Source organism: Porphyromonas sp. HMSC065F10 (genome assembly GCF_001808555.1).
Classification (GTDB): domain Bacteria; phylum Bacteroidota; class Bacteroidia; order Bacteroidales; family Porphyromonadaceae; genus Porphyromonas_A.
Genome location: NZ_KV793769.1, coordinates 1 through 6,513 on the forward strand (window position 1 = coordinate 1; position 6,513 = coordinate 6,513).

General features: G+C 57.6%; 2 protein-coding genes. Both read right to left on the reverse strand.

The genetic code is table 11. The annotated features are described in order from the left end of the window. Positions 1-215: 215 nt before the first annotated feature. Positions 216-2,453, reverse strand: a complete 2,238-nt coding sequence (locus HMPREF2890_RS08940; RefSeq protein ID WP_070465028.1) for a hypothetical protein — start codon at positions 2,451-2,453, stop codon at positions 216-218. Positions 2,454-2,491: 38 nt separating this feature from the next. Next, positions 2,492-5,473, reverse strand: coding sequence for a TonB-dependent receptor (locus tag HMPREF2890_RS02850; protein WP_070465031.1), 2,982 nt, complete (start codon positions 5,471-5,473; stop codon positions 2,492-2,494). Positions 5,474-6,513 lie beyond the last annotated feature (1,040 nt).

The following is a 6,513-nucleotide window of genomic DNA, read 5'->3' on the forward strand; positions in this document are numbered from 1 at the left end:
CGATCATGTGACAAACTTACAGCTAAAAAACGCACCCCTCCGGGGTGCCTCTACGCCCAATGCGCTATACTGTCGGACGAGTCGTCCGGCATTGAAAAAAAAGGAGGCCGTATCTCTCACGAGACACGACCTCCGGACTCCTTTTATCTTACAGTATGAATGGATCTATGCCTATTCTTCTGCTTTCATTTTTTCCACGAGGAGCATTTCTCCTCTTACTTACGATTGTATGTGTGTTTCTCAAAGTCATACTTAGTCCAGCCGAAGAGGGCGCTGTCGCAGCCCTTGAGGCTCTTGTCCTCGGTGGCAATGACCTCACTCTCTGCACCGGTCTTGATCATCTTGCCGAAGACAGGGGTGGTGAGCTGATTGTTGTAGGTGATGGTGAGGGAGCCGTTGCCCTTCTTGTCGGTGGTGTTGATGAAGTTCTCAGCCTGACCCTGACCCTTGACGAGGGCGTTGATGATCTTGGCGGTGGCACCGCGACGGATCTTGAAGACGTCGTTGACATACTTCCCCTTGTCCTGAGAGGGAGCCTGAGCCAGCTCAATGGTGACGTTCTCCATCACGAAATTGGACTGGTGGCTATCGCCGGGGTAGTTACCGTCGTGGTTACCGTCCACCTCGCAGCCACGGGGATCCTTCTCGGTGCTGACGTGACCATCTCTCCAGATGCCGTAGGCATTGGTAAGCTTACCGCACCAGCCCTGAGTGACGTCAAACATATCGTCGTCCATATCGACGGCAAGGAAGTTCTCCACAGAGACTGATCCACCGAAGAGCTCTACACCATCATCTGCACCTGCGTAGGCAAAGACGTTGGCAATCTTGGTACCACTGCCGACACCATCGAGGGTGAGGGAGTTGTGCTCCACGTTGTCATTATCCTGCGCACCACAGTACTCGAGGACGAGGTACTCGATGGAGCCGGAGTTGTCCTCAGGCTGGTCACCGCCGTAGGGATACTCCGGATTGATCTCGGTGTTGGCACTCTTCTGACCGGAGGTAAGGGGAGCGTAGCCATTGATGATCAGGCCGCCCCAAGAGCCGGCGCGCTTCTCGATGCCGGTCATGATGACCGGCTTCTCGGCGGTACCCTTGACCATGATCTTGGCCCCCTGCTCCACGAGGAGATACTTATCAAATCCCTGACCGGCGGTGATCACCGTACCTGCAGGGATGGTGAGGGTGGCACCCTTCTTCACGAAGAGAGGACCGTCCAGCATATAGGCGACAGAGGCATCGAGGGTCATATCCTTGGCGATGTTGCCCTTGAGGCTCTCAAACTTAACGTCAGGGAACTTGTATCCCGTCCAAGCGAAGAGGGCAGGATCGCAGCCGGTGAGACTCTTGTCCTCGGTGGCATTGACCTCACTCTCTGCGCCGGTCTTGATCAGCTTACCCATGAGAGGGGTGGTGAGCTGGTTATTGTAGGTGATGGTGAGCGTACCATTGCCGAGCTTGTCGGTGGTGTTGATGAAGTTCTCAGCCTGACCCTGACCCTTGACGAGGGCGTTGATGATCTTGGCGGTGGCACCGCGGCGGATCTTGAAGATGTCGTTGGCAAATTGCCCCTTGTCCTGAGAGGGCTTCTGGGCGAGGAGAATGGTGATATTCTCGATCGTGAAGTTGGACTGATGGCTATCACCGGCGTAGTTGCCGTCGTGGTTACCGTCCACCTCACAGCCGCGAGGATCCTTCTCGGTGCTGACGTGACCATCCTCCCAGACGCCGTAGGCATTGGTGAGCTTACCGCACCAGCCCTGGGTGACGTCAAACATATCGTCATCCATATTGACGGCGAGGAAGTTGTCGATACTGACAGCACCGCCGAAGAACTCTACTCCGTCATCCGCACCCATATAGGCGAAGATATTGGAGATCTTGGTACCGCTACCGACACCATTGAGGGTAAGAGAGTTGTGCTCCACAGCGTCGTTACTCTGAGCACCGCAGTACTCCAGCTTGAGATAGGTGATGGAGCCGGAGTTGTCTGCCGGGTTATCCCCACCATAGGGGTACTCGGGGTTGATCTCCGTCTTGGCGCTCTTCTGGCTGGATGTCAGGGGAGCGTAGCCATTGATGACCAGTCCGCCCCAGGCACCGGGCTTCTTGTCCTTAGCGGTGAGGGTGACGGGACTCTGCGCCGTACCCTGGATATTGATCTTGGCACCCTGCTCCACGAGGATGTACTTATCAAATCCTGTCTCCGAGGTGATGACCGTACCGGCCGGGATGGTGAGGGTGGCGCCCTTCTTGACGAAGAGTGCGCCATCGAGGGTGTAAGCGACCTTAGCGTCGAGGGTGCGATCGGCGGAGATATTCCCCTTGAGGGAGGTCTGCTCCTTCTTCTCCTCGGGCTTCTTATTGTCATCCTCCTTGCAGGAGGTGGCAAGGCTGAGCGTAGCGATCCCCATCATGAGGAGGGCGATGCTTCTGGTAAGTGCTTTCATTGTCTTTTCCTATTTGAAAATGAGTGATTATTTATTGCTTAGAATTTATAGCCCACGCTGAGGCTAAAGCTGACCCCCTTGCGGTACTCCGAGATGATCTGCGGGGCATCCGGCTCGTGAGGAGCAGTCAGCTCAGGGTGAGCATTGTAGTACTCCGTGTAGGTCTTTTGCAGCACCTCTCCCGGCACCTCGACCTTGCGGATCGGGCTATTGAGGAGGTTATTCACCTTCATCTTGACGGAGAAGTGCTTGCCGAGGTTGGCCTCACCGACGAGGTTGAGCTTGGCGATGCCTTTCTCGATGATGCCGTTCTCATTCTGCCCCACAGTGCCGTAGGTGTAGAGGCGGTCGCTGAAGTAGTCAAAGAGGATCGTCCCCGTGTAGCTGTTGCGCGCATTAGAGTAGCTGTAGGTGAGGTCGGCATTGGCGAGCCAGGGAGACGCCCCCTCGAGCTCGGTCCGCTCGCTCTTGATCACGCCGAAGGGCTCCAGGTCGAGCATCATATCGGAGTAGAGGTAGGAGCCGCGGAGGCCCATGCTGAGCTTGTGTCGCCGCTCGGTGGCGATGCTGTAGGTATTGAGGAGGTCCTTCCTCAGCTCCAGCTCCACGCCTGCCACCTCAGCCTTGTCAGCCGGATTGGCGTACTGGAGGATGCCGGCGGTACCGGCGAGGAAGACCCGGGAGAGCGGGTCCTTGATGTGCTTGTAGAAGGCAGTGACCGTGAAGAGCTCGCTCGGGGAGAAGTACCAGTCGTACTTCAGGTCGACGTTGTAGAGCTCCGAGTAGCGCACCTTGGACCAGCCGCAGCTGGTGAAGTCGATATTGACGTACTTGTAGGTGGAGACCTCCTTGAAGCGTGGCATGGAGTAGCTCTTGGAGGCGCTCAGGCGGAGGGTGTGCTGGTCACTGATGTCGTAGCGGATGTTGAAGCTCGGGAGGACGAAGGGCTTCATGCTATACTTGTCGGGGTCGGTGCCGGCGTAGACGGTGGAGGTGGGGGTGTCGGAGTTGATCCCCGTGGAGACACGCTGCCGGAGGAGGTCCACCCGCAGTCCGCCCTGCAGGGTGAGGGCATCGGTCAGCTTCCAGACCGCATCCAGGTAGCCGACATGTGTCTGCTTGATCGCCTGATACCACTCATCGTTATTGAGCATGATATTGGAGAAGGGGGTCTCGTGGGCATCCCTATTTCGCAGGGTCTCCGCATTGTAGATCCGGTCCCAGTCCAGCTCCCTGTACCCCTTGGCATCCAACCCCTCAGAAACCGTGGTAAGGAGGTTGTAGGCGATGGAATTGAACTTATGGTCGATAAACCGACCCTTGTAGCCGAGGGTGAGGAACGACTCGGTGGCAAACTTCCACTCCACAGAGGCCTTGACATTGTAGTCGTTCTCTCTCAGGTGGGAGAAGAAGCGGTCGTTGCTGATCGACCAGTCCGGGATCCAGCCCTTATCAGTCAAGACCATGTACAGGCGCCGACGGTCCGGCTCGTACGCCTGCAGGATATTCGCTGCAGCTCCGACATTGAGGGTCAGTGCATCCGTGAGCTGCCAGTCGGTGTCGAGCTGATTGATGAGGAGGCGGTTGTCGTTATTCTGCTGGCGGGTGAGGCTGATGTGATTGAGCTCCATCGGCTCCGATCCCTCGGGGAGCAGGTCACCATCCGGCTGGCGCGTCGTAGAGCCATCCTGATTGTGCTCAGAGTGCTGACCGACGAGGGTAGTGACAAATTGCTTGGAGGAGTGGATGAAGAGCCCGGTGTAGCGGATGGTATGCTTGTCGAGGATCCTCATCGAGGCGTCTCCGAGGAGGAGCTGGCGGACATCGGTGTCGTACATCGGTCCCTCCTGATTGGTGTACCAGAGACCGGTGGTCCCGCCATTGAAGACGGTGGAGAAGCTGCGACTGATACGATTGGAGTAGGAGTAGCCTACCTCGTGCCGGCCCACGAGCAGGAGGTCAAGGACTACACTGTCGAGGTCAAGTCGCTTGCCGAGGGAGAGGTTGAGATTGTGATCCACGGGGGCCTGCACCTTGACCGGCTGCAGCTTATTGACGAAGGGATAGTCCGTCCCACTCTGTATCTCGGATCCGTAGCCGGGGAAGAGGTTGCGGTCAGGCTGGGTCCGATTGGCGAAGCCAAAGTAGTCGACCCCATCCTGACGGAGGAAGGTGTCGCGACCGAGGAGTGTCGCATTGCCCCCCACGCCGGCTCCGATGGAGAGGAGGTGGTCGCCCTGCAGCTGCTTGGACTTGATGTCTATCGCTGCACCGCCCACGTCACCGCCACGGGTGGAGCTGAAGGCCTTACTGACGCCGATATTCTGGATCATATCGGTATCGAAGATGTCGAGCGAGATATTCTTGTACTCCGGGTCATCCGAGGGGATGGGGAAGCCATTGAGGTAGGTGCTATTGTACCGGTCAGCGAGTCCGCGGACAAAGACATTCTTCACCCCCTCCTGCTTGGAGATGCCGGAGACCTGCTGCACGGCGGCCTCGGCATTGGAGATCCCCTTGCGATCCAGCTCCATGGCGCCGATCGCCTCGATCGCAATGAGGGCGCGCTTCTGCTCGAGGAGGAGCATACTCTCCGACTCGCGATTGGCCTTAGCTGTCACCACCACCTCGTCGAGCAATTCATCATCGGGACGGAGGGTGAAGTCGAGCGTGGCACGCTGCCCCGGCTCAATCACGGCATTGGGGATCCGCTCAGTCTTGTAGGAGACGTAAGAGATCACCACGGTGTAGACCCCCTTGGGGATGCCGATGATGGTAAATTTTCCGTCCATATCGGTGATGCCGCCGAGGGAAGTCCCCTCGAGCCGGACCGTGGCACCGATGAGCGGCTCCTTCGTAGCTCCATCGGTGATGACGCCATGGAGTGTACCGCCGGCGACGTCGCCCTCCGGCTCTGCCACCATGGTGAGCGGACGATTGCTTCCGAGTGATGGGATCGCTGTCGCTACAGCTGTGCTGCAGCTCATGATCGCCAGGAGTGTAATACGGTAAGCCTTCATTACTGTAAGAGCATTTCTACTTGATTATTTTTCACCGCAAAGGTCATAAAGGGATATTACCAATCGATTAATCTCCTGTGACAAAGTGGATAAGTGTATGTTGAGATCCCATTACAAGTCTGTGTCGATGACGTTACGAGGTCAGGCGAAATCCTAATACCAAGACCTTTGCAAAATGGTCTTTGGCCGAAAAAGCACCGCTTTTTCGGCAGGGACCTTGCAGAATGCCACAGATGCAAGGAACTGAGAGTGAGGGCGAGGGGAGTGTGCTTACGCACATAACCAAGCCCGAATCTCGAATGTGACGCCACAGATGGGGTATTATGCAAAGGTCTCAATACCGATATTAGAGATCACTAATACCGGTAAAAGAATTCTCTAATACCGGTAAAAGAAATCTCTAATACCGATATTAGAGATCCCCGAGGGAGCGGGGATCCCTACTGGGATCCGGGATACCATTATGGTGTCGGCTTCCTTTTGCACGCCCTGCGGGCAGATCAGGCGGTGCACCCGAGCTGGGGAGGGGGGACTGGCTGGAGAGCAAGAGCCGGGGGGGGGGGCTGGGGCTGGGCGTCCGACTCGTCCGACTCGTCCGACTTGTCCGATAGAGCCCGGCCCCATCCGATGACCCCGGGTCTCCTGCGATACGCCTTATAGATACGACCCCGACAGGGTGTCGCTCCCTCGGGCGATCCTCCATTACGAGCGACACCCTGGCGGGGTCGAGAGGATAAAGGAGGGCTATGCTTTCCCGGGGTCGTCGGGGCTACGCCCCTCCGACCGCCGGGCTACGAAAAACGCACCCCTCCGGGGTGCCTCGCACCGGGTGCGCTATATTGTCGGACGGCGCAGAGGACACCTGCCCTCTTTTGGGAAAATCCATCCATCATCGGGCGATCCCGGAGGGGCGGGATGCTGCATCCCTTCCCTGGCGGGATCCGGCACCGCCATTATGGTGTCGGCTTTCTTTTGCCCTCCCCGCCTGCCGCCTGCCGTCCGGCATGGGACCCCGACAGGGGTCACTTCTGCATAGCCCG

Excerpts from the sequence above, each read along its gene's own strand:
- HMPREF2890_RS08940 (WP_070465028.1), bottom strand. The coding sequence starts at position 2,453 with ATGAAAGCACTTACCAGAAGCATCGCCCTCCTCATGATGGGGATCGCT.
- HMPREF2890_RS02850 (WP_070465031.1), bottom strand. The coding sequence starts at position 5,473 with ATGAAGGCTTACCGTATTACACTCCTGGCGATCATGAGCTGCAGCACA.